The organism is Pseudonocardia charpentierae (genome assembly GCF_031845345.1).
Classification (GTDB): Bacteria; Actinomycetota; Actinomycetes; order Mycobacteriales; family Pseudonocardiaceae; genus Pseudonocardia; species Pseudonocardia charpentierae.
On record NZ_JAVREJ010000008.1, the window covers coordinates 114,804 to 137,259 of the forward strand.

Consider the following 22,456-nt stretch of genomic DNA (forward strand, 5'->3'; position numbering starts at 1 on the left):
CCGTCGAGGCCGTCCGGCACGGGGAGCTGGCGCGTGTCACCCACGGTCGGTCCGCTGCGTCGTGCCCTGCGGCGTCTCGTCCGCGGCCACTGGGCCCCGCTGCGGCGGTTCCTGCAGAACGGCGTCGTGCGACTGCGTGGCCTTCCCGGCCCCGCCCTTCGCCGCGTGCTGCCGCATGACGCGGGTGCCGTCGAGCTCCCGCCCGGTCAGCGCGAGCAGCACCAGCAGCACTCCGCCGGTGACGATCGAGGAGTCGGCCAGGTTGAACACCGGCCACACGCTCCCGTCGGGCGCGAAGAGCGACACGACGTCGACGACGTGGCCCTGCAGCGGGCCGGGCGCGCGGAAGATCCGGTCCATGAGGTTGCCGAGTGCTCCACCGAGCACGAGGCCGAGCGCCACCGCCCAGCCCGCCGAGCGCAGCCGTCGCGCGATCCGCGCGATCACCACCACCACCGCGACCGCGATCAGGGACAGCACCCACGTGTAGCCGGTGGCCAGCGAGAACGCCGCACCGGGATTGCGCACGAGCACCAGGTAGACCGCGCCGCCAAGCAGCTCGACCGGACCCTGGTCCTCCAGCCGGGCGACGGCCAGGACCTTGGTCACGACGTCCGCGGCGAGGACGAGCGCGGCGATCCCCACCAGCAGCGGGACGCGGGGCCGCGGTGGAGCGGGCGGCTGTCCTGGAGCGTCGGCGGATGTCACCTCCCCATCATCCCCCACCGGGGTCAGTGCCCGGACTCCCCGTGCCAGCGGGCCAGCCGTCCGGCGCGGTCGACCGCCCGGATCCGCTGCTCGGTGGCGCCGCGGGCCGCGGCGGTGGTGACGACGAGCAGTTGGTCACCCACGCGCAGCCGGGTGTCGACCGACGGTGTGAACGCCTCCTCGTCGCGCACGACCAGGCTCACCGTCGCGCCGCGCGGCAGCCGCAGCTCGCGCAGGTAGACCCCGCGCAGCCGGGAGCCCGCCGGCACCCTGACCTGCAGTAGGTCGGCACCCAGCTCGTCGAGCGGGGCGGCGTCGACCTCGATCTCGCGGGGCTCACTCGCCACCACGCCCAGCCGGCGCGCCACGAACGGCAGCGTCGTGCCCTGCAGCAGGGTGAGCACCACGACCAGCACGAACACGGCGTCGACGAGCCGCTGCGCGTTCGGCGCACCCTCCTGCAGCGCGACGAGCGCCAGCACGATCGGTACGGCACCGCGCAGCCCGGACCACGACAGGAACGCCTGCTCGCGCCACGGCACCTTGAACGGTGCCGCCGCCGCGATGACCGACAGCGGCCGCGCGGCCACCACCAGCACGACCCCGGCGATCAGCGCGGGGACGACGGCGTCGACGAGCCGCGACGGCGAGGCGTAGAGGCCGAGGATGACGAACAGTCCGATCTGCGCCAGCCACCCCGTTCCCTCGACGAAGGACAGCACGTCGCCGCGGTGCGGCAGGTTGGAGTTGCCCAGCACCAGTGCCGCGATGTAGGTGGCGAGCAGCCCCGACGCGTGCGCAAGCGTGCCCGCCGAGTACGCAAGCAGGCAGACGGCGAGCGCGGCGAGCGGGTACAGGCCCGTCGACGGCAACGCGGCGCGCCGCAGGCCCCACGCTCCCGCCCGGCCCAAGACGTACCCGATGACCGCGCCGGCGAGGAGTTCGTAGATCACCAGGATCGGGGTCAGCCAGGTGATCGGGTCGTCCGAGGCGAGCAGGACGACGGCGAGCACCACCGGCGCGTCGTTCATCCCCGACTCCAGCTCCAGCACACCGCGCAGCCGCCTGCTCACGCCCACCCCGCGGAGCACGCTGAAGACGGCCGCGGCATCGGTGGACGACAGCACCGCACCCCAGAGGAAGGCCGTGCGCCAGTCCAGACCGAGCGCGACGTGCACCGCGGTGCCGACGACGGCGATGCTCACGACGACCGCCACCGTCGACAGGGCGATCCCCACCCACAGGGAGGGCCGCACGGTGGCCCACCGCGTGGTGATGCCGCCCTCGGCGAGGATGAGCACGAGCGCACCGAGCCCGGCGGCCTCGGTCAGCCCGGCGTCGGAGAACCGGATGCCGAGCACGGACTCACCGAGCAGGATGCCGATGCCCAGGTAGAGCAGCAGCGACGGCAGACCGAGGCGGACCGACACCCGCACGGCGAGCACCCCGAGCAGCACGACGGCGGCCGCGACGCCGAGCAGCACCTCCAGGCTCGCCATGCCCACCTCCGCCCGGTGATCACCCTAACGGGCGGCAACCGGTCAGGGGGTCCTCGCCCACCCGGGCCGGCGCTGCCCGACGCGGTGACACGACGAGGGTCCCCACACGGGCACCCCACAGCCTCGTGACGCACGATGGACGGGTGACGACGCTCGCGCCACCGCCGCCCGCCAGGACCGCGCGACCGTTGCGCGTCCGGCTCGCGCTGTTCGCGGCGGTTACGTTACTGGCGGTCTCGAACGTGGTCAGCAACCGGCTGTGGCCGGAGGGCTACCTGGTGTGGAACCTCGGCATGACCGGCGTGCTGCTCGTCGTGGCCCGCCTCGCCGGACTGGCGTGGGCGGATCTCGGGCTGCACGGCCTGCGGCTGCGCCGCGGTCTCGTGATCGGGGCGCTGGCCGTCGCCGCCGTCGCGCTGGTCTACGCCGCGGCCGTGGCACTGCCCGCCACCCGGACGGCCTTCGTGGACTCGCGCGGAGCCGTCCCGCTGGCCGCGGTGCTGTTCGTCGCGCTGGTGCGGATCCCGCTCGGCACCGTGGTGTTGGAGGAGCTGGCGTTCCGCGGGGTGCTCCCGGCGCTGGTCGGGGGCGGCTGGTGGCGGGCGACGCTGGTGTCGTCCGGGCTGTTCGGGCTCTGGCACGTGCTGCCGTCGATGGGGTCGGGCTCGGCCGTGACGAACACGCTGGGCACGTCCGGGGCGGTGGTCGGGACGGTGCTGTTCACCGCGGCGGCGGGAGTGATGTTCCGCGCCTGGCAGCGGTGGAGCGGGCACCTCGTCACGCCGATGCTGCTGCACGCCGCGACCAACTCGCTGGGTGTGCTGATCGCCTGGTGGGTCACGCACCGCCCCCACCCCTGACGCCCCGGGTCCCGCCCCACCCGCGAGTCTTGCGTTCCTGCGCGCGAGTCCTGGGCGGCGGTCCGCGGCGCGTACGCCGCGGACCACCGTGAGCCGTGCCGTCAGCGCGGGATCGGCGTGACCAGCACCCGCACCTCATGGCCGTCGGATACCGTCCCGACCAGGGTCGGCTCCGCCACCGGCGCGTACGTCACGGACGTCGCCAGCACCTCGCCGGCCACGAACGTCTCGTGCTCCCGGACCGCGTCGACCACCGGCTCCGGAGCGTCCAGGGTCAGGGTGATCCGGTCGGAGACCTCCAGCCCCGCGTCGCGGCGGGCCTGCTGGACGAGCCGGACCACGTCGCGGCCGAGCCCCTCGCGGGCCAGCTCCGCCGTCACCTCCGTGTCGAGCACGACGAGGCCGGTGTTGCCGGGCAACGCTCCTGTCCCCGAGGCGTCGGCCGCTACCAGGCGCTCGGTGAACTCGTTCGGCAGCAACGTGATCCCGCCCGCCTCGACCGTGCCGTCCGGGTTCGCCGTCCACTCCCCCGACTTGACCGCGCGGATCACCTTCTGGGTGTCGCCGCCCAGCCGCGGCCCGCAGGCGCGGGCGTTGACCGCCACCTCGAACCGGCCGTACGCCGCCACGTCGTCGGTCAGTACGACGTCCTTGACGTTCACCTCGTCGCGCAGGATGTCCGAGAACGGCTCCAGCGCCGCCGCGTCCGCCGCGGCCACAGTCAGCCGGGCCAACGGCAGCCGCACCCGCAGCCCGCGGGCCTTCCGCAGCGACAGCGCCGACGAGGCGACCTGCCTCACCCGGTCCATCGCCGCCACGAGAGCGTCGTCGTGCGGCAGCTCGCCCGACGTCGGCCAGTCGGCCAGGTGCACCGACCGCCCGCCGGTGAGCCCCTGCCACATCCGTTCCATGGCCAGCGGCAGCAGCGGCGCGGCGACCCGCGCCGTCGCCTCCAGCACGGTGTGCAGGATGTCGACGGCGTCGGCGTCGCCGTCCCAGAACCGCTCCCGGGACCGGCGCACGTACCAGTTGGTCAGCACCTCGGCGTGGTCGCGCACCTGCTCGCACGCGCCCGCGATGTCGTGCACCTCCAGCGCCGCGGTCACCCCGTCGACCAGCGCGGCGGTCTTCGCGAGGACGTAGCGGTCGAGCACGTGCGTCGAGTCCGTGCGGACCACACCCACGCGGCCTGCCGCGTTCGCGTACAGCGACAGGAAGTACCAGGTGTTCCACAGCGGCAGGATCGCCTGGCGCACGCCTTCGCGGATGCCCTGCTCGGTGACGACGAGGTTCCCCCCGCGCAGGATCGGCGACGCCATGAGGAACCAGCGCATGGCGTCGGAACCGTCGCGCTCGAAGACCTCGTTGACGTCCGGGTAGTTCTTCCGCGACTTCGACATCTTCGCGCCGTCGTCGCCCAGCACGATCCCGTGCGCGACGCACGAGCGGAACGACGGCCGGTCGAACAGCGCCGTCGCCAGCACGTGCAGCGTGTAGAACCAGCCGCGCGTCTGGCCGTTGTACTCGACGATGAAGTCGCCCGGGTAGTGGTGCTCGAACCAGTCGGCGTTCTCGAAGGGGTAGTGCACCTGCGCGAACGGCATCGAGCCCGACTCGAACCAGCAGTCGAGCACCTCCGGCACCCGGCGCATGGTCGAGTTCCCGGTCGGGTCGTCCGGATTCGGGCGGGTCAGGTCGTCGACGAAGGGGCGGTGCAGGTCGGTCGGGCGCACGCCGAAGTCGCGCTCCAACTCGTCCAGCGAGCCGTAGACGTCCGTACGCGGGTGGCGGGGGTCGTCGGAGACCCACACCGGGATCGGGCTGCCCCAGTACCGGTTGCGGGAGATCGACCAGTCGCGCGCGCCCTCCAGCCACTTGCCGAACTGGCCGTCCTTGATGTGCTCGGGCACCCAGGTGATCTCCTGGTTGAGCTCCACCATCCGGTCGCGGAACTGCGAGACCTGGACGAACCACGAGTCGACGGCGCGCTGGATCAGCGGGTTCCCGCAGCGCCAGCAGTGCGGGTACGGGTGCTCGTACGTCTCGTGACGCAGCAGCAGTCCCTGCCCCTTGCCGTCGCGCAGGTCGCGGATGATCTGCGGGTTCGCGTCGAACACCTGCATCCCGGTGTACGGGGGCACCGTGGCGTCGAACTCACCGCGGGTGTTCACCGGGACGACGGCCTCGATGCCGGCCGCGTCCGTGACGACCTTGTCCTCCTCGCCGAACGCCGGCGCGATGTGCACGAGCCCGGTGCCGTCGTCGGTGGTGACGTAGTCGGCGGCCAGCACCCGGTGCGCGTTCTCCCGGCCCTCGAAGAAGGCGAACGGCGGGACGTACGCGGTGCCCAGCAGCTCGGCGCCGCTCAACCGGCGCAGCACACGGGGGTCTGCTCCATCGCCACCGCCGAGCTCGCGGGCGTAGGTGGCCAGGCGGGCGGCCGCGATGACGAACCGCTCCCCCGGGTGCACGGTGGTGTCGGCCGTCTCCACGAGCACGTACTCGATGTCCGGATGCACCGCCACGGCCAGGTTCGACGGCAGTGTCCACGGCGTCGTCGTCCAGATCAGGGCGTACGCGCCGTCCAGGTCCGTGCCGGGGGCGCGCAGGCGCAGCCCGACCGTGACCGCCGGATCCTGCCGGTCCGTGTAGACGTCGTCCATCTTGGTCTCGGTGGACGACAGGGGCGTCTCGCAGCGCCAGCAGTACCAGAGCACGCGGAAGCCCGAGTAGACGAGGCCCTTGTCCCACAGGGTCTTGAAGGCCCACATGACGCTTTCCATGTAGTCCAGGTCGAGCGTCTTGTAGTCGTTGTCGAAGTCGACCCACCGGGCCTGGCGGGTGACGTAGTCGCGCCACTCGTCGGTGTAGCGGAGCACGGAGGTGCGGCAGGCGTCGTTGAACTCGGCGACGCCCATCTCCTCGATCTCGGACTTGTGCTTGATCCCGAGCTGGTGCTCGGCCTCGACCTCGGCGGGCAGGCCGTGGGTGTCCCAGCCGAAGCGGCGCTCGACGCGGTGGCCGCGCATGGTGCGGTAGCGCGGGACGACGTCCTTCACGTAGCCGGTCAGCAGGTGCCCGTAGTGGGGCAGGCCGTTGGCGAAGGGCGGGCCGTCGTAGAAGACGTACTCGTTGGCGCCGTTCTCACCGGCCGGGCGGGCGTCGACGGACGCCTCGAAGGTGCCGTCGGCGGCCCAGAAGTCGAGCACCTCGCGCTCGAGCGCGGGAAAGGACGGGTGGGCGGGCACCGTCGGATAGGCCCGCGGGGTGTCGGGGGTGGTCACTGGGCAGGCTCCTCGTGCGGCGGTCGACTGTGCGTTCGGCCGGCGCTTCGCGCCGGACGTGCCGGCACGGGGACGACGATCCGGACCTCAGAAGAGGTCCACGAGCGCCGCGGTACCACCCCGCTTGCCGCGCGCCCCCACTCGGGGACCCGCAGCCTCTCGTTCGGCGGCGTTGACGGGCCGCACCCGTCCGGTTCTACTTCCCCTGCTCATGAGAGTTCAGCAGCGGTTTCTTCCGGAGGCTCCCCGGTGATGGCCGGATCGGTGCCTGTGTCACCAGAGTAGCGCCGCGGCGCCACCGGGTTCCGGTGCGGGGCCCGCCCTGAGGCAAGCCCCGCACCGGACCTACCTGACGGGGGCGCGGTGGCGGACGCTGAGCATCCGGTCCGGGGTGCACCAGGCGCAGGGGGTGAAGCCCAACTCGACGGCCTCGCGGGCCGGCAGCGGGATCACCGGGATCCCGATGAGGGAGCGACACCCGGCCAGGTGGTAGCGCGGCAACTCGTCGACGACGAGAACCTCGTCGTCGACGCCCGCCACGAGCTCGGCCGCGTCGGCGTCGCGCGGCTCCTCCGGCGGGGCACCGTCCGGGCCGAGCGGTGGGAGCTCGTGCCCACGGCCCGCCTGTGCCGCAGGTGCCTCGGCGGCACCGCCACGGGCCGACCCCCCGACGGGTCCGTCCCGGTGCGGCGCGGCGTCGGCGGGCCCGGGGGCACCGGCGACCTTGACGGTGTCCTCGGCGTCAGGATCTGCCGCGGGTTCACCACCGTCGCGGGCACCCGATGGGCTTGCGGTTGCCTCCGAGTTCGTCACGTTCTGTGACCAATTCGGCTCTGACGAGCCGATACCGCCACGAGCGCCCGACGGTCCCCCGGAAGAGCCGGGCGGTGCAACCGCGGACAGAACGATGGTCTCCTGCCCCTCCCGCCGTTCGTCGCCGCCGTTCGGCGGGACGCCGGGACCGAGCGGATTCTCCGGTGCCGAGCCGTCGGCGCGGACCGCGGGGATGATCTCCGTGGCCGGCTCGACGACCGGATCCCGGTCCGGCAGCTGTGCCGGAACGCCGACGGGCACGGCGTCGCCCGCCTCAGCTCCGGCCCGCACCGCGGACCGGCGCTGCAGCCAGTCGACGAGAAGGACAGCGGCGGCGGCGACGCTGACACCGACGGACACCCAGGCCCACAGGACGCTGCCCGACAACAGGGCGACGACCAGCAGGCCGAAGGCGATGAGGACGAGGATGAGTACCAGGAGCAGCACGATTCAGTCCGTGTCCGGGTGGCGCGGTGCCTAATCCCCGCGCCACCCTGATGGGTGGGGTGGTCAGCTGCCGGCGTCGGCCCGCTGGCCGTACCCCGTCGCGGCGTACCCGCCGTTGGCGGCGGCCCGGGCGTCGGCCGGCGCCGCGGTCCCACGCCCTTCCAGGTCGCGCAGCTGGGACTCCAGGTAGTTCTTGAGCCTGGTCCGGTACTCACGCTCGAACGTGCGCAGCTGGTCGATCTTCTTCTCCAGCTCCGACTTGTCGCGGGTGATGGAGCCGATGATCTCGGTCTGCTTGCGCTCGGCGTCGCCCACGAGCTGGGCGGCCTTGTCACGCGACTGCCGCTCGAGGGTCTCGGCACGGGTCCGGGCGTCGTTCAGCATCGTCTCGGCACGCGACCGCGCGTCGTTGACCAGCCCGTCCGACTTGGCACGGGCGTCGGAGAGCAGCTGCTCCGACTTGTTGCGGGCGTCGGCCAGCATGGAGTCGGCCTCGCTCTTGGCCTCGGCCGTCAGCCGGTCGGCCATCTCCTGGGCCAGGCCCAGGACCTTCGCGGCCTGGACATGGTGGTCGCCCCCCATGTCGCCGCGGTAGTCCGGCTCAGGCGGCCCACCCATCCCGCGTGGCGGTTCCATGGGCCGCTGCGGCATCGGGGGCGGCTCGACGGGACGCTGCATCTGCTGCGTCGCCGCGGGCGGTGCCATCGCGGGTTGCGGGCGCGACCGCGCCTCGTCCAGGTCGGCCTGGGCATTGCCCAGCCGCTGTTCGAGCTGCGAGACCTGCTCGCGCAGGTCGTCGTTCTCCTCGATCAGCCGAGCTAGCTCGGCCTCCACGAGATCCAAGAACGCGTCGACTTCATCTTCGTTGTACCCCCTCTTCCCGATCGGGGGTTTGCTGAACGCGACGTTGTGAACGTCGGCGGGCGTCAGCGGCATCGGATCACCTCATGCAGTCCTCGGCGGCGAAACCGGGTGACTGGGGCTCACTCCGGCTACGGCTGGGCAACGCTCATCAGTATGAACACGACCAGCAGCAGAACCATAATCGACAGGTCCAGTCCTACGCCGCCGATCCGGACGACCGGAATCACTCTCCGCAACAACTTCACAGGCGGATCGGTGACGGTGAAGATCACCTCGAGGGCGACGGCGCTGGGCCCGACGGGCACCCACTGCCGGGCGAAGCTGCGCACCATCTCGGCCACGATGCGGGCCAGGAGGAGCAGCCAGAAGAAGAACAGTGCGTAGTAGAGCACGAACTGGATCGCGAGCACGTCCCCATCGTCCCTGACCAGCGCCCCGGCATCCAACCCGGTGGGTCGGCGTGCCGTGGCGCATCACGTCGGGGCGCACACTCACGACCCCGCTTCCCCGCGGTCCGTTCAGTCCTGTCGGAACAGGCCGCGCTCGGCCAGACGACGCGCGTCGTCCGCCGATACCTCGACGTCCGCCGGGGTGAGCAGGAACACGCGGCTGGTGACCTTGTCGATCGACCCGCGCAACGCGAACGCCAGCCCGGCGGCAAAGTCGACAAGGCGCTTGGCGGCGGCGTCGTCGAGCTCGGTCAGGTTCATGATGACCGGCACGCCGTCCCGGTAGCGCTCGCCGATCGTGCGTGCCTCGTTGTAGCTGCGGGGCTGCAACGTGGTGATGCGGGCCAGCGCGGCGGCGCCTCCGAGACGCTGCTCGGGGACCGTGGGGGGCGGCGGCCGCTCGGGCAGCCGCACCGGCTCGCGCAGGGCGTCGGTGTCCATGGCCAAGGCTCCCCTCACCGCGGACGGGCCGAGGCCCGACCCTCGGACCGGCTCACGATCCAGTCGGGAGACGGCCTCCCGCGGGCGGTCCACCGCGACGGGGCGGCTGGGCTCCCGGACCGGGCGGCGGTCCCAGTCGTCGTCGTAGCGGTCGGCGGCCCGGTCGTCGACACCGCGGAGTCCGACCTCGCGGAGTTCGGCGCCGCGCACGTCCACGCTCCGAACGGCCTCGGCACGGACCTCGGGCACACGGGCCTCGACCCGGACGTCGCGCGGCGCGGCCGCGTACTCCCGCTCGGCGGGGTACTCGCCGTCGCCCCAGCGGTCGCCCGCGTACTCTCTACGCCGCCCGGCGTAACGCTCCACGGGCGGTTCGTCGGCGTACTCGGCCATGTCCTCGGCAGGGACCATGCCGAAGTAGGCCTTGAGCCGATACATCGCGCCCATCCGCGCTCCCCTTTCGACGCCCCGCCCGCTGCACCGCTTCCGGTCGGCCGGCGATCACAGCGAGGCTAACGGCCGATACCCCACTAGGGCGGTTCCGACACGCACGACCCCGGAAGCGTGACGGATGGCGACCTCGAGGTCACCGCTCATTCCGGCCGACAGGACGGATGCCTCCGGATGGGCGGAACGGAGCCGATCGGCGGCCCGTTCGATGTCGGTGAAGGCCGCCTCGGGGTCGACCCCGGCGTCGCCACCGAGCGGTGCGACGGCCATCAGTCCCTCGAGGCGCAGCCCCGCGCAGCCGGCGACGTGATCGGCCAGGGCCATCAGCCCGTCCGCGGGAACGCCGCCGCGCGCCGCGTCGCCGTCGACGCTGTACTGCAGCAGCACGGGCAGCGGGCCGGTGCGTCGGCCCTCGTCCAGGGCGTGTGCGGCGGCGCGGTCCAGGGCGTCGGCGAGGCGGACCGAGTCGACCGACTCCACGCGCGCGGCCCACCCCACCACGGTTCTGGCCTTGTTGCGCTGCAGCCCTCCGATGAAGTGCCAGCGCGGACGCGCGTCGGGGCGCAGGGCGGCCACCTCGGCCACCTTGGCACCCGCCTCCTGGGCCCGGTTCTCCCCGAACAGGGTGAGCCCGAGGTCGAGCAGCACGGCGACGTCGGCGGCCGGCACGGTCTTCGTGACGGCCATCAGTTCCACCCGATCGGGATCACGCCCGGCGGCGGCGCACGCCTGCGCGATCCGCTCCCGCACCGCCGCGAGCCGCCGCTCCAGCTCCGCCCGCCGCTCCTCCGCGTCCCGGTCCTCCCCCACGCTCACGCGCCCACCCTATGACCGGCGAGTCGGCACGGGGTGGCGCGCGAGTCGGCACGTTCGCCAGCGCGAGTCGGCACGTTCGTCAGCGCGAGTCGGCACGTTCGACAGCGCGAGTCGGCATCCGATGGGCAGGGCGGAGCGCACATTCGGGCTGGCCAACGTACCGACTCGCGGGGACACGGGCGCGCATTCGGGCTGACGAACGTACCGACTCGCGGGGACACGGGCACACATTCAGGCTGTCGAACGTGCCGACTCGCGGGTCAGCGGGACGGGTCGAGCCAGGTGACGGCGGCGAGGCGGCCGGTGCGGCGGTCGCGGCGGTAGCTGTAGAGGTCGGGGTCCTCGACGGTGCAGCGCGGGTCCACCCCGACCTTGGCGACGCCCAGGGCGGCGAGCTGGGCGCGCAGACCCGCCCGCAGGTCCAGGCCCGGCGTCCCGCGCCGGGTCCGGGTGGCGCTGCCGGGGAGGGCCGCCCCGACCTCGTCGCGCATCTCCGCGGGCACCTCGTAGCACGCCCCGCACACGGCCGGGCCCAACAGCGCCTCGCAGTCGCCCGCACGCGCGCCCAGCCCCTCCATGGCCGTCAGGGTCGCCGACAGGACGCCGGCAGCGGCACCCACCCGCCCGGCGTGCGCGACGCCCACCACGCCCGCCTGAGGGTCCGCGAGGAGCACCGGGACACAGTCCGCGGCGAGCACGGCCAGCGCGACGCCCGGCAGGGCGGTGACGGCGGCATCCGTACGGGGTCGGTCCGGCTCACCAGCACGCGGTACGGCGTCCACGACGGCCACCTGCGTGCCGTGCACCTGGTTCAGGAACACGACCCCCCGCACACCCAGCTCGGTCGCCAGCCGCCGCCGGTTGGCGGCGACGGCCACGGGGTCGTCGCCGACGCCGGTCGAGAGGTTGAACCGGGCGAACGGACCAGCCGACCGCCCGCCCGCCCGGGTGGTGACCACCCGGCGGACGCGCATCGACGGTGACGTGGTCAGCGCTTCATGAACGACGGGACGTCGACGTCGTCGTCCGGGTCGCTCGCCGTCGCGGCGGCCGACGGCAGGAGCGAGGACGAGTACGACGGGTACGACCCCGTGGCCGGAGGAGCCGACGGCGGGGCGGGCGGCAGCGTGGCGGCCGGCTCGGCCGAGCTGCCGTTTGCGGCCGGCAGGCCGAATCCGGAGGCCTCCCGGCGGGCCGTCTCCGGCGTGCGCGGCGGCGGGGCGCTGTACGACGGCGCAGCGGGCGGCAGGGTGCCGGCCTGGTGCGCGGTCGCCGGGGCGGGCGTGGCGGGCTGCGCAGGGGCGTGCCCGTTGCCGTTCGTCCCGTACCCGTTGCCGTTCTGCTGCGCCGGTGGCGACGCGCCGTTGCCGTTGGCCGTCCGCGGCGCCGACCCGAACGCCGTGGGCTCCAGCTTCTTGTGCGTCGGTGTGCCGGCCTCGAACCCGGCCGCGATGACCGTGACCCGGACCTCGTCGCCGAGCGAGTCGTCGATCACCGTGCCGAAGATGATGTTGGCCTCGGGGTGCGCGGCCTCCTGGACCAGCGACGCCGCCTCGTTGATCTCGAACAGGCCGAGGTCGGAGCCCCCCGCGATCGACAGCAGCACGCCCTGCGCGCCGTCCATCGACGCCTCCAGCAGCGGCGAGTTGATCGCCTTGCCGGCGGCCTGGACCGCGCGGCCCTCCCCGCGCGACGACCCGATGCCCATCAGCGCACTGCCCGCCCCGGACATGACCGACTTGACGTCCGCGAAGTCCAGGTTGATCAGGCCGGGCGTGGTGATCAGGTTCGTGATGCCCTGGACACCGGAGAGCAGCACCTCGTCCGCCGAGCGGAACGCGTCCATGAGCGAGACGCCCACGTCGCCCAGCTGCAGCAGCCGGTCGTTCGGGATCACGATCAGCGTGTCGCACTCGTTGCGCAGCGAGGTGATGCCGTCTTCGGCCTGCCCCGCGCGGCGGCGCCCCTCGAACGTGAACGGGCGGGTGACGACACCTATGGTCAGCGCGCCGAGCTTGCGGGCGATCGAGGCCACGACCGGCGCGCCGCCCGTGCCCGTCCCGCCGCCCTCGCCCGCGGTCACGAAGACCATGTCGGCCCCCTTGAGGACCTCCTCGATCTCCTCGCGGTGGTCCTCCGCGGCCTTGCGGCCGACCTCCGGGTTCGCGCCTGCACCCAGGCCGCGAGTCAGCTCGCGGCCGATGTCGAGCTTGACGTCGGCGTCCGACATCAACAGGGCTTGGGCGTCGGTGTTCACCGCGATGAACTCGACGCCCTTCAGCCCGACCTCGATCATCCGGTTGACGGCGTTCACACCGCCGCCACCGATGCCGACGACCTTGATCACGGCCAGGTAGTTGTGCGGGGGTGTCATGCGCGGCACCTTCCAGTCGGGCTCGGGTTGGGCCTGTCCAGCTCGGTCGTTCCGGGCCGTCGCCTGGGCACGCTAGGTGGACGACGCACACCGGTCCACTAGGCGCGCCGCGTGACGACATGCCCCTGACAAGGTCGTGTGCACCTGTGTGTAACGCAGTGTGGCAGATTATCGACGCACGGTAGGCAGGTCTGGGCTCGAGACGTCGTAGACCGTTCCCGGCTGCCCGAGCAGCGGCCCGAGCACGGCCGACTTGTCGGCCGACCGCTCCGGGTCGCCCCACCGGACCGAGCGCTCGTCGACCAGTCCGAGGGTCACCTGGGTACCGGCGACCTCGACGGTCGCGACCTGCGCACGAACCGGCTCGGCGAGCTCCCGGAGCACGGTGATCGCCGCGGCCGTGGCGGGATCGTCCGGCCCGACGCCGGCGAACGTCAGCCGGGGAAGCGCGGGAGGCGGCTCTGGTGCCCGGCGGTAGGACAGGCCGGTGGTGTCGACCTCGAACAGGCCCTGTGGGGTCTGCCACAGAGCCACGGGAACGCGCTCGGTCACCTCGATCTCGACGGTGTGTGGCCACGCCCGGCGGACCTTCACCGCCGCGACGCCCTCGACGGCGGCGACGCGCTCGGCGATGCCGACCGTGTCGATCGAGACGAGCGGGCCGCCCGGCGCCACGGCCGCGGCGTTGCGTACGGCCTGCTCAGGCACCGTGACCAGCCCCGTGACCGTGACGTCCTCGACGTCGGCGAGATGGGCGTCGTAGAGCAGCACGCGGGTGCCGAAGCCGACGACGACCAGCAGCAGGACGGCGCCGATCAGCGCCGCGGCCAGCCTGCGCCGCCGGTACCGGGGCGGCAGTGGCGCGCGCGCCGGACCACCCGCGGCAGCGCCCTTCGGCCCACGCCGAGCCGGTCCGCGGGGTGTCGGGACCGCTCCGGGCGGGACGGTCTCGTCGCGCCGCGCGCCGTCGTCGTCGGCCGGGCGGACGGGCGGGACGTCGCCCCGTCGACGGGCATCGTCCGCCGTGCGCTCCCGCGCGGCCCGGCCGCGACCCGCCCGGTCCCAGTCGGCGGCCGCCCGTGTGGTGCGGTCGCCGCGTCCGCGGCTCCGACCCGCAGCGGTCGGACGGCGCGTGGGTCGCGTCACGACAGGGACCGCTCCGGTTCGGGCTCGCCGGCGCGCTCCAACTCGCGCAGCACCTCGGAGCCGAGCACGGTCACGTCGCCCGCCCCCATCGTGAGCACGAGATCACCCGGTCGAGCGAGGCCTGCCAGTACCGCGGGAACCTCCGCCCACCGCGGCACGTAGTGCACCCGCTCCGGCGGCAGCGGCACGGCGTTGGCCACCAGCGCGCCGGTGACGCCCGGCTCGGGGTCTTCACGGGCGCCGTAGACGTCGAGGACCACGACCTCGTCGGCGAGCCGCAGCGCTGCACCGAAGGCGCCGGCGAACGTCCGCGTCCGGGTGTAGAGGTGCGGCTGGAAGGCGACGACGACCCGGCCGCCGACGGCGACCTCCCGGGCCGCCCGCAACGTGGCCTCGACCTCCGTGGGGTGGTGCGCGTAGTCGTCGTACACCGCGACCCCGTTCACGCGGCCCTTGTACTCGAACCGGCGCCGCACGCCGTCGAACGCGGCAAGGCCCTCGGTGAGGCAGCCGCGGTGCCCGCCCAGCTCGAGCGCGGCCAGGGCGGCCCCCAGCGCGTTGAGGGCCATGTGCTCGCCGGGCACGGCGAGCCGCAGCACCAGCTCGTCGTTCCCGAGCCGGGCCCGCACCCGGGCACCTGCGCCGGTGGGGACGTGGTCGAGCAGGAGGGCGTCGACCGGTTCGGTGTGGCCGTAGCGGCGCACGGTGAGCCCCCGTTCGAGGGCCCGGGCGACGAGCGGGGCGACGCCCGGGTCGTCCGTGCAGGCGACCAGGGTGCCGCCGGGCCGGATCCGGTCGACGAAGTCGGCGAAGACCGCGCGGTAGGCCTGCTCGGTGCCGTGGTGGTCGAGGTGGTCGGGCTCGACGTTGGTGATCACCGCCACGTCCGGGGCGAAGGCCGTGAACGAACCGTCGCTCTCGTCGGCCTCGACGACGAAGATGTCGCCGTCGCCGTGGTGCGCTCCCGCCCCCGAGCTGGTCAGGTCGCCGCCGATCGCGAACGACGGGTCGAGGCCGCAGTGCTGCAGGGCGACGGTGAGCATCGAGGTGGTCGAGGTCTTGCCGTGCGTTCCGGCGACCGCCGCGACGCGGCGGCCGGCCGTCAGGGCAGCCAGCGCCTGGGCGCGGTGCACCACCGGCAGACCACGCTCGCGGGCTGCGACGAGCTCAGGATTGGTCTCGCGGATCGCGGTGGACACCACGACGGTCGCGTTCGCCGGCACGTGGGCTGCGTCGTGGCCGACGTCCACACGGGCGCCCAGCGCACGCAGGGCGAGGACGGTGCGGGAGTCCTTGGCGTCGGAGCCCGAGACGGTCACGCCGCGGGCGAGCAGGATGCGGGCGATCCCGCTCATCCCGGCGCCTCCGATGCCGATGAGGTGGACGCGGTCCCCGAGGACGGGCGCGCTCACGGCCGGCCCTCCACGACGTCCAGCACCAGCCGGGCGAGGCGCTCGTCCGCGTCGGCGTGGCCGGACGCGCGCGCCGCCTTGCCCGCCGCCTCCAGCCGCGCCGCGTCGCCCAGCAGCGGCACCAGCTCGGCCAGCACCCGGTCGCCGGTCAGCTCGGCGTCGGGCACCAGCACGCCGCCGCCCGCGGCGACGACCGGTTCGGCGTTGAGCGCCTGCTCGCCGTTGCCGTGCGGCAGCGGCACGTACACCGCGGGCAGGCCCACCGCGGACACCTCGGCGACGGTCATCGCCCCCGCCCGGCACAGCACCGCGTCGGCCGCGGCGTACGCCAGGTGCATGTCCTCGATGTAGGGCCGTGCTCGATACATCTGCGGGACGTACCCCGGTGCCGGATCTGCGGGCGTACCGGCGGCGCCGTGCGCGTGCAGCACGGCGATCCCCTCCTCGGTGAGCCCCGGCAGCGCCGCGGCCACCGCGGAGTTGAGCGAGCGGGCACCCTGGGAGCCGCCGAAGACCAGCAGCACCGGGCCGTCGGCGGGCAGGCCGAAGTGCTCACGGGCGGCCGGGCGCAGGGCGTTCCGGTCGAGCGTGGTGACGGCGTGCCGCAGCGGGATGCCCAGCACCTCCGCGTTCGGCAGGCCGCTGCCGGGCACGGCCGCGGCCACGCGGGCGGCGAACCGGGCACCGACCTTGTTCGCCAGCCCCGCCCGGGCGTTCGCCTCGTGCACGACGATCGGCGTGCGCCCGCGGGCCGCGAGATAGGCGGGCAGGGCGACGTAGCCGCCGAACCCGACGACGACGTCCGCGTCGACCTTGCGCAGCACGTCACGGACCGCGGAGACGGCCGACCACACCTTGACCGGCAGCCGCAGCAGATCTCCGCTCGGCTTTCGCGGCAGCGGGACCGGCGGGATCAGCTCCAGCGGGTAGCCGCGCGCCGGGATGAGCCGGGTGTCGAGGCCCTTCTCGGTGCCGAGCGCGGTGACGGTGGCGTCGGGACGGAGCCGGCGCACGGCGTCGGCGAACGCCATCGCCGGCTCGATGTGCCCGGCGGTACCCCCGCCGGCCACGACCACGGACAGGGTCATCGGACCCGCCCCGCACCGGCCGGGGTGCGCGGAGCCCGGTATGGCTGGGGCGCCGGGATCCGCAGGAGGCGGGAGACGGCGTTGGCCGGCCGGGAACCGCGGCCCCCGCGCGTCAGCGCCGCGATGGCCTCCGGCTCGTGGCGGGCCGCGTTGGCCAGCACTCCGAAGACGAACATGGTGACCACGAGCGAGGTTCCTCCTGAGGAGATCAGCGGCAACTGCAGCCCGGTCACCGGCAGCAGACCCACGACGTAGCCGATGTTGATCGCGGCCTGCGCGACCAGCCAGGTCGTCGACGTGGCGACGACGATACGCAGCCACGGATCGACGCTGCGTGCGGCGATCCGCAGGCCCGTGTAGGCCAGCGTGGCGAACAGCGCGAGCACCGCGAACGCCCCGAGGAAGCCCAGTTCCTCGCCGATGATGGCGAAGATGAAGTCGTTGTGGGCGTTCGGCAGGTAGCTCCACTTGGCCCTGCCCTGCCCCAGTCCCACGCCGAACAGGCCGCCGTCGGCGAGCGAGTACAGCGCCTGGGTGGCTTGGTAGCCGGGGCCGAGCGGGTCCGCGGTCGCCGGGGAGAGGAAGGCCGTGATGCGCGCCTGGCGGTAGCCCGCGGTCAGGCCGAGGATCACCGCGCCCGCCAGGCCGCCGATCGTCAGGGCCGCCATGAGGCGCATCGGCGCGCCGGCGAAGAACAGCAGCGCGATGAGCACCATGCCCATCGAGACGGTCATGCCGAGGTCGGGCTGCAGGATCAGCAGCACGAAGATCAGCAGAGAGACGGGCACGACCGGCGAGAGCGCCTGCTTCCAGCGGTAGAGCACGTTGCGGCGCAGGGCCAGCACGTGCGCGCCCCACAGCGTCAGCGCGACCTTGACCCCCTCGGAGGGCTGCAGCGAGAACGGCCCGAACGCGAACCACGCCCGGGAACCGCCCCGCAGCGCGCCGAGCCCGGGAATCAGGACGGCGACGAGCAGCACGATCCCGATCAGCAGCAGCGGGGCGGCGAGCATCCGCAGCTTCTGCGGCGGGATGCGGATCCCGACCCAGAACATGACCAGCCCGACTGCGCAGAACATCAGCTGCTTGACGAACACCGAGTACGACGACCCGTCGGCGGCGTAGCTCTCGACCGACGACGCCGAGAGCACCATGACCAGCCCGAACAGCGTCAACAGGCCGAAGACGCCGAGGATGAGGTGCAGGGACGTCAGCGGCCGGCGCAGCCACTGCGCGAGCGCGGTCGTGCCGCGGCGCACTGCCGCGGCTCCGGGGCTGGCGAGCAGCCCGGGAGCCGGCTGAGCGGGGCGCCGGGTGGAGCCTTTCGTGCCGCTCGTCCGCGTCGCCCGGTCGGACCGGGCCGACGCCGCCTGCGCACCGTCACCTGAGGGGCTCACCATGCCTCCTCGACCGTCGGCCCTGCCGCAGCAGCGGCCCCGTCCTCCGGCACGACGGGCGGCTCTGCGGTGCGCGGAGGGATCATCGGGCCATGGTGGCGTCCCTCGACCGCCCTCACGGGGACGTGCGGCGCGTGTCGCGCCGGTGCGGTGGCGAACGCCCGGCGACGCGAGGCGGTCACCGTCACGAGGCGATGCCCGACGACGCCGTCAGCCACTCGCTGTAGAAGAGCCCCAGCCCCAGCGCCGCACACATCGCCGCGAGCAGCCAGAACCGGATGATCACGGTGGTCTCGGCCCAGCCCGCCAGCTCGAAGTGGTGGTGGAACGGCGCCATCCGGAACAGCCGGCGCCGCGTCGTCCGGAACACCACGATCTGCAGCGCCACCGACAGCGTCTCCACCACGAACACCCCGCCGATCACGACGAGCAGCAGCTCCGTGCGGGTGACGATCGACAGTCCGGCGATCAGGCCGCCCAGTGCCAGCGACCCCGTGTCGCCCATGAAGATGCGGGCCGGCGCGGCGTTCCACCACAGGAAGCCGATGCACCCGCCCATGGCGGCGGCCGCGACCAGCGCGACGTCCAGCGGGTCGCGCACCTGGTAGCAGCCGGCGACGCCGTTGATCGCGCAGGCGTTGCGGAACTGCCAGAACCCGATGATCACGTAGGTGGCCAGCACCATCGCGGCGGTGCCCGCCGCGAGCCCGTCGAGGCCGTCGGTGAGGTTGACGGCGTTCGACCACGCGGCGATGACGAAGTAGGCGAACACCACGAAGCCGACGACCCCGAAGGAGATCACGGTGATGTCGCGGACGAACGAGAGGTTCGTCGACGCGGGGCTCAGCCCCTCGGCGTTGACGAACCGGCTGGCGAGGATCCCGAAGATCAGCGCGGTGACGAGCTGCCCGACGAGCTTCGAGGTCTTGTTCAACCCGAGGTTGCGCTGACGGCGGAGCTTGATGAAGTCGTCGAGGAACCCGACCACGCCGAGCGCGGTGGTCAGGTACAGCACGAGCATCGCCGACGCCGTGATCGGCTCACCGGTCAGTCCGTGCGAGACGAGGTAGCCCACCCAGATGGCGATCATGATCGCCACGCCGCCCATCGTGGGCGTGCCGCGCTTGGCCTTGTGGCTCTGCGGACCCTCGTCGCGGATCTCCTGGCCGAAACCCTGGCGGGCGAAGAACCGGATCAGGTACGGGGTGAGCAGGATCGAGACCGCGAGCGCGACGCCCGCGGCGATGAAGACGCCCCTCACGCGACGGGCTCCCGCTCGACTGTGTCGGACGCTGCCACGAGCGCCTCGGCGAGCCGGTCCAGACCGGCGGCGCGGGACGCCTTGATCAGCACGACGTCGCCGGGCTCCAGCTCCGCACGCAGCAGCACGAGGGCCTCGGCGACGTCCGCGACGGGCCGCGCACCGCCGTACTCGGGTGCGTCGACGGCCACGAGTCGGTCCACCTCGAGCTCGGCGGCGGCCGCGGCGACCTCGGCGTGCGCCGCCGGGGCGGTGTCGCCCAGCTCGCCCATGCGGCCGAGCACGGCCCACGTCCGCCTGCCGGGCGGCCCGGCCGCGATCGCCACCAGTGCCTGCAGCGCCGCGCGCATCGACTCGGGGTTCGCGTTGTAGGCGTCGTTGACCACCGTCACGCCGTCCGGGCGGTCGACGACCTCCATCCGCCAGCGCGACGCCGGGCCGGCCGCCGACAGTGCGGCGGCGACGCCCTCGGGAGTGGCTCCGCACTCGAGCGCCGCCGCCGCGGCGGACAGGGCGTTGCCGACGTGGTGCGCACCGACCAGGCGCAGCCCCACGTCCGCCGAGCCCCGGGGCGTCACGAGCCGGAAGCGGGCCCGGCCGGCGTCCAGCACGACGTCGTCGGCCCGCACCTGCGCCTCCGGCGACCGCCCGACCGTCAGCACCCGGGCCCGGGTGCGGGTCGCCATCGCGGCGACGGCCGGGTCGTCGACGTTCAGGACCGCGACCCCGGCGGCGGGCAGTGCCTCGACCAGCTCGCCCTTCGCCTGAGCGATCGCCTCGGGTGAGCCGAACTCGCCGAGGTGGGCACGGCCGACGTTGAGCACCACCCCGATCCGGGGCTGCGCGATGCGGCACAGCGCCGCGATGTGCCCCGCGCCGCGGGCGGACAGCTCCAGCACCAGGTGCCGGGTGGTGGCGTCGGCGCGCAGCGCCGTCCAGGGCAGGCCCAGCTCGTTGTTGAACGACCCGGGCGGGGCGACGGTCGGGCCGAGCGGCGCGAGGACGGCGGCCAGCAGATCCTTGGTCGACGTCTTGCCGGAGCTGCCGGTGACCCCGACGACCGTGAGGTCCGGCAGGGAGCTGACGTTGTGCGCGGCGAGGCGGGCCAGCGCGGCGAGGACCGCGGCGCCGGAGCCGTCGGGGTCGGTCGCGGCGAGGTAGCTCCCCGTGGCGACCTCGTCGTCCGGTGCCGGGGGCACGATCACCGCGGGGGCGTCGACCTCCCGCGCCGCCAGCACCGCGACGGCACCGGCGGCGACCGCTGCAGCGGCGAAGTCGTGCCCGTCGGCCCGCTCCCCCGGCAGGGCCAGGAACAGCCCGCCCGGTCCCACGGCGCGGGAGTCGAACTCCACGGCGGTGACCCGCTCGGCTCCGGTGGCGCGGTGCAGCCGCCCTCCGGTGACGTCGGCGACCTCGGCCAGGCTCATCTCGATCATCCGGGCACCTGGCCCGGGTTCGGGGTTCCCACGCTCGGCCTCTCGCTCACGGCGGCCGCGATCGCGGCAGCAAGCTCTTCGGCGTCGTCGAAGGGGAGCGTGACGTCGCCGACCTTCTGCCCGGTTTCGTGACCCTTGCCGGCCACCACCACCGCGTCGCCCGGCCGGGCGGCGGCGACGGCGACGGCGATCGCCTCCGCACGGTCGCCGACCTCCCGCACGTCGCCGCGGCGCGGTTCGCTGCGCGCACCGGCCAGCACCTCCGCGCGGATGAGCGCGGGGTCCTCGGAGCGCGGGTTGTCGTCGGTGACGACCAGCAGCTCGGCCCGGGCGGCCGCGGCGGCGCCCATCAGCGGCCGCTTGGCCCGGTCGCGGTCGCCCCCGGCGCCGAGCACGACCAGCAGCCGCCCCGCCGCCACCTGCGCACGCAGGGCGTCGAGGAGCGCGGACACCGCGGCGGGCTTGTGGGCGTAGTCGACGACCGCCAGGAACGGCTGCCCGCGCTCGATCCGCTGCATGCGGCCGGGGACGGCGACCTCGGCGACGCCGAGGGCGGACACCGCGGGCGGCACGCCGACGGCGTCCAGGCAGGCCAGCGCCACCAGGGCGTTCGCGACGTTGAACGGCCCCGGCAGGCGCAGCGCGACCGGTACCGGGCCGTGCGGGGTCAGTGCGGTGAAGTGCTGGGTTCCGTCGGCGTCGGCGGTGACGTCGCGGGCGCTCCAGTCGGCCGGGCCCGTGGCGGACACCGTGACGGCCCCTCGCGTCCGGGCGGCCAGCCGGACGCCCCACTCGTCGTCGACACAGATCACCGCGCGCTCGGCCCGGCCGGGCGCGAACAGCGACGCCTTCGTGGCGAAGTAGTCGTCCATGTCGGCGTGGAAGTCGAGGTGGTCCTGCGAGAGGTTGGTGAAGGCGCCGACGGCGAAGTGCGTATCGGCGACGCGACCGAGGGCGAGCGCGTGGCTCGACACCTCCATCGCGACGTCCGTGACGCCGTCCTCCCGCATCACCGCGAAGAGCGCCTGCAGATCGGGCGCCTCGGGGGTGGTGAACGCGCTGGGCAGCGTGGCTCCGGCGATGCGGGTGCCGACGGTTCCGATCAACCCGGTCGTCCGGCCCGCTGCGGCCAGCCCGGCCTCGAGCAGGTGCGCCACCGTCGTCTTGCCGCTGGTCCCGGTGACGCCGAGAATCCGCAGCCGCTGCGTCGGGTCGCCGTAGACGGTGGCGGCCGCCAGGCCGAGGACCGTGCGGGGCTGCGGGTGCAGCACCACGGGCAGGTCTGCGGCCCGGGCCCGGTCGAGGCCGGCCGGGTCGGTGAGGACGGCGACGGCCCCGGCGTCGTGTGCCTGACCGACGAAGTCCGCGCCGTGCACGCGTGCGCCCGGCAGCGCGGCGAACAGGTCGCCGGGCCGGACCTCGGCCGCCCGGAGCGTCACGCCGGTGACCTCGACGTGCGTACTACCTGCGTCGATGCCGGCCAGCGTCGCGCCGAGGGTGTCGGCGAGGACGTGCAGGTCGACGCGTCGCGAGGCCCGGGGCCGCGGCGGCAGTGCAGCCGCGGCGACGGCGGTGGTGCGGGCGTGCGGCACGTCGGAAGGCTACCGGCGGCCATGATCGAGCCCGACCGCCGCCCCACGCCCGCGCGAGCCCCGCGAGCCCGGGCCGCGAGCGCGATCTCAGACGCTGTGCACGAACGCGAAACTCCGCG

At 73.8% G+C, this 22,456-nt stretch carries 18 protein-coding genes; 1 reads left to right on the forward strand and 17 read right to left on the reverse strand.

Annotated elements, in window-relative coordinates; all coding sequences use genetic code 11:
* Window positions 1–36: 36 nt before the first annotated feature.
* The gene (lspA, locus tag RM445_RS13675) at window positions 37–708 is read right to left on the reverse strand and encodes a signal peptidase II (protein WP_311556600.1); all 672 of its coding nucleotides are present in this window, start codon (window positions 706–708) and stop codon (window positions 37–39) included.
* Window positions 709–731: 23 nt separating this feature from the next.
* Window positions 732–2,207, reverse strand: coding sequence for a potassium/proton antiporter (locus RM445_RS13680; protein WP_311556601.1), 1,476 nt, complete (start codon window positions 2,205–2,207; stop codon window positions 732–734).
* 143 nt (window positions 2,208–2,350) lie between these two features.
* Here RM445_RS13680 and RM445_RS13685 point away from each other — a divergent pair, with 143 nt between their 5' ends.
* Window positions 2,351–3,067, forward strand: a complete 717-nt coding sequence (locus RM445_RS13685) for a CPBP family intramembrane glutamic endopeptidase (protein WP_311556602.1) — start codon at window positions 2,351–2,353, stop codon at window positions 3,065–3,067.
* Window positions 3,068–3,168: 101 nt separating this feature from the next.
* Here RM445_RS13685 and ileS read toward each other — a convergent pair whose 3' ends face one another.
* The 15 genes from ileS to RM445_RS13760 form a co-directional block, all read right to left on the reverse strand.
* Window positions 3,169–6,351 carry an isoleucine--tRNA ligase gene (gene ileS, locus RM445_RS13690; protein WP_311556603.1) on the reverse strand — a complete coding sequence of 1,061 codons (3,183 nt, stop codon included), beginning with the start codon at window positions 6,349–6,351 and terminating at the stop codon, window positions 3,169–3,171.
* Between the two features lie 345 nt (window positions 6,352–6,696).
* Complete coding sequence (locus tag RM445_RS13695; RefSeq protein ID WP_311556604.1) at window positions 6,697–7,611, reverse strand: hypothetical protein; 915 nt, start codon at window positions 7,609–7,611, stop codon at window positions 6,697–6,699.
* 63 nt (window positions 7,612–7,674) lie between these two features.
* Window positions 7,675–8,547 carry a DivIVA-like cell division protein Wag31 gene (gene wag31, locus RM445_RS13700; protein ID WP_311556605.1) on the reverse strand — a complete coding sequence of 291 codons (873 nt, stop codon included), beginning with the start codon at window positions 8,545–8,547 and terminating at the stop codon, window positions 7,675–7,677.
* Between the two features lie 56 nt (window positions 8,548–8,603).
* Window positions 8,604–8,885 carry a YggT family protein gene (locus tag RM445_RS13705; protein WP_311556606.1) on the reverse strand — a complete coding sequence of 94 codons (282 nt, stop codon included), beginning with the start codon at window positions 8,883–8,885 and terminating at the stop codon, window positions 8,604–8,606.
* A 108-nt stretch (window positions 8,886–8,993) separates the two neighbouring features.
* On the reverse strand, window positions 8,994–9,803 hold the full coding sequence (locus RM445_RS13710; protein ID WP_449619179.1) for a cell division protein SepF: 810 nt from the start codon (window positions 9,801–9,803) through the stop codon (window positions 8,994–8,996).
* 63 nt (window positions 9,804–9,866) lie between these two features.
* A complete protein-coding gene (locus RM445_RS13715) occupies window positions 9,867–10,631 on the reverse strand; it encodes a YggS family pyridoxal phosphate-dependent enzyme (protein ID WP_311556608.1) in 765 nt (254 codons plus the stop codon).
* 260 nt (window positions 10,632–10,891) lie between these two features.
* Window positions 10,892–11,605: a peptidoglycan editing factor PgeF gene (pgeF, locus tag RM445_RS13720; RefSeq protein ID WP_311556609.1), complete on the reverse strand. Its 714-nt coding sequence runs from the start codon at window positions 11,603–11,605 to the stop codon at window positions 10,892–10,894.
* A 14-nt stretch (window positions 11,606–11,619) separates the two neighbouring features.
* The gene (gene ftsZ, locus RM445_RS13725; RefSeq protein WP_311556610.1) at window positions 11,620–13,005 is read right to left on the reverse strand and encodes a cell division protein FtsZ; all 1,386 of its coding nucleotides are present in this window, start codon (window positions 13,003–13,005) and stop codon (window positions 11,620–11,622) included.
* Between the two features lie 168 nt (window positions 13,006–13,173).
* A complete protein-coding gene (locus tag RM445_RS13730; RefSeq protein ID WP_311556611.1) occupies window positions 13,174–14,151 on the reverse strand; it encodes a cell division protein FtsQ/DivIB in 978 nt (325 codons plus the stop codon).
* On the reverse strand, window positions 14,148–15,563 hold the full coding sequence (gene murC, locus RM445_RS13735; RefSeq protein WP_311556612.1) for a UDP-N-acetylmuramate--L-alanine ligase: 1,416 nt from the start codon (window positions 15,561–15,563) through the stop codon (window positions 14,148–14,150). The genes RM445_RS13730 and murC overlap by 4 nt, the downstream gene beginning before the upstream one ends.
* Complete coding sequence (gene murG, locus RM445_RS13740) at window positions 15,560–16,651, reverse strand: undecaprenyldiphospho-muramoylpentapeptide beta-N-acetylglucosaminyltransferase (protein WP_311556613.1); 1,092 nt, start codon at window positions 16,649–16,651, stop codon at window positions 15,560–15,562. Before murG ends, murC begins: the two co-directional genes overlap by 4 nt.
* Window positions 16,648–18,051 (reverse strand): putative lipid II flippase FtsW, encoded by a 1,404-nt coding sequence (ftsW, locus tag RM445_RS13745; RefSeq protein ID WP_311556614.1) that lies wholly within the window; start codon window positions 18,049–18,051, stop codon window positions 16,648–16,650. Before ftsW ends, murG begins: the two co-directional genes overlap by 4 nt.
* A 181-nt stretch (window positions 18,052–18,232) precedes the next feature.
* Window positions 18,233–19,309: a phospho-N-acetylmuramoyl-pentapeptide-transferase gene (mraY, locus tag RM445_RS13750; protein WP_311556615.1), complete on the reverse strand. Its 1,077-nt coding sequence runs from the start codon at window positions 19,307–19,309 to the stop codon at window positions 18,233–18,235.
* Window positions 19,306–20,745: a UDP-N-acetylmuramoyl-tripeptide--D-alanyl-D-alanine ligase gene (locus RM445_RS13755; protein ID WP_311556616.1), complete on the reverse strand. Its 1,440-nt coding sequence runs from the start codon at window positions 20,743–20,745 to the stop codon at window positions 19,306–19,308. Before RM445_RS13755 ends, mraY begins: the two co-directional genes overlap by 4 nt.
* Entirely contained in the window at window positions 20,742–22,337 is a 1,596-nt protein-coding gene (locus RM445_RS13760; RefSeq protein ID WP_311556617.1) for a UDP-N-acetylmuramoyl-L-alanyl-D-glutamate--2,6-diaminopimelate ligase, read from the reverse strand. Before RM445_RS13760 ends, RM445_RS13755 begins: the two co-directional genes overlap by 4 nt.
* Window positions 22,338–22,456 lie beyond the last annotated feature (119 nt).